Here is a 1,196-nt window from a genome sequence, read left to right as displayed (position 1 = left end):
CCGCAACTCCGCGCCATGCTGGCGATGCGTAATTTATTACGCGATCTCAAATCCAATCTGCTTGATAACGCCACTTTCAGAAAAGAGCTTGAGGCAATCCTGAAAGATCCGGCGCTGTCCCAGGAATTACGCGACGAAATGAGTGCGCTTGCTCCGAAATAAGTGCGGGGCAAGTCTGTTAATGGATTAACCGGGAAAATGCTAATGTCTGTTACCACAGAAAACGCCCCTGTTCAGGGGCAAACCACGTTGCAGGAAAATAGGGCGGGCGAGGGCGTTTACGCCTCGCTGTTTGAAAAAATTAATTTCGCCCCGGCGTCTCACCTCGGGGATATCAACGACTTTCTGGACGATGCCGCGCTCTCCGAGGCGCCAGCGGCGGAACGTCTCACCGCGGCGATGCAGGTGTTTATGGAGCGCATCCGTCAGTCCGGTCAGCGGGTGGAAAAGCTCGACAAAACGCTGATTGATCACCATATCGCCGAACTGGATTTCCAGATAAGCCGTCAGCTGGACGCGGTGATGCACCATCAGGAGTTTCAGCAGGTCGAATCCCTGTGGCGCGGCCTCAAACAGCTGGTGGACAACACCGACTATCGGCAGAACGTCAAAACGGAGATCCTGGACGTCGCCAAAGACGATCTGCGCCAGGACTTTGAGGACGCGCCGGAGCTTATCCAGAGCGGCCTCTACTGGCACACCTATACCGCGGAGTATGACACTCCCGGCGGCGAGCCGATCGGCTCGGTGATCTCGGCCTATGAGTTCGACGCCAGCCCGCAGGATGTGGCGCTCCTGCGCAATATCTCCCGCGTCTCTGCGGCCGCCCATATGCCGTTTATCGGCGCCGTCGGCCCGGCCTTCTTCCTGAAAGAGACCATGGAAGAGGTGGCTGCTATTAAGGATATCGGCAACTACTTCGATCGCGCGGAATATATCCGCTGGAAATCATTTCGTGAAACCGACGATGCCCGCTACATCGGTCTGGTGATGCCGCGCGTGCTGGGTCGTCTGCCGTACGGTCCGGACACCGTGCCGGTGCGCAGCTTCAACTATGTCGAGCAGGTGAAAGGTCCGGACCACGAAAAGTATCTGTGGACCAGCGCGGCGTTCTCCTTCGCTTCCAATATGGTGAAGAGCTTTGTCAATAACGGCTGGTGCGTGCAAATTCGCGGTCCGCAGGCCGGCGGCGCGGT

2 protein-coding genes are annotated in these 1,196 nt (G+C 57.4%); both read left to right on the top strand.

Annotation, left to right across the window (positions count from 1 at the left end; genetic code table 11):
* A partial coding sequence (locus tag AS136_RS27795; RefSeq protein WP_137963463.1) for a type VI secretion system contractile sheath small subunit occupies window positions 1–162 on the top strand: 162 nt, incomplete at its 5' end.
* A gap of 42 nt (window positions 163–204) precedes the next feature.
* On the top strand, window positions 205–1,196 hold a 992-nt coding region (gene tssC, locus AS136_RS25915), incomplete at its 3' end, for a type VI secretion system contractile sheath large subunit (RefSeq protein ID WP_148718847.1).

Origin of the sequence: Klebsiella sp. D5A (genome assembly GCF_001620885.1) — a bacterium.
Lineage (GTDB): Bacteria > Pseudomonadota > Gammaproteobacteria > Enterobacterales > Enterobacteriaceae > Klebsiella > Klebsiella variicola.
This window is presented reverse-complemented; position numbering and strand designations above follow the sequence as displayed.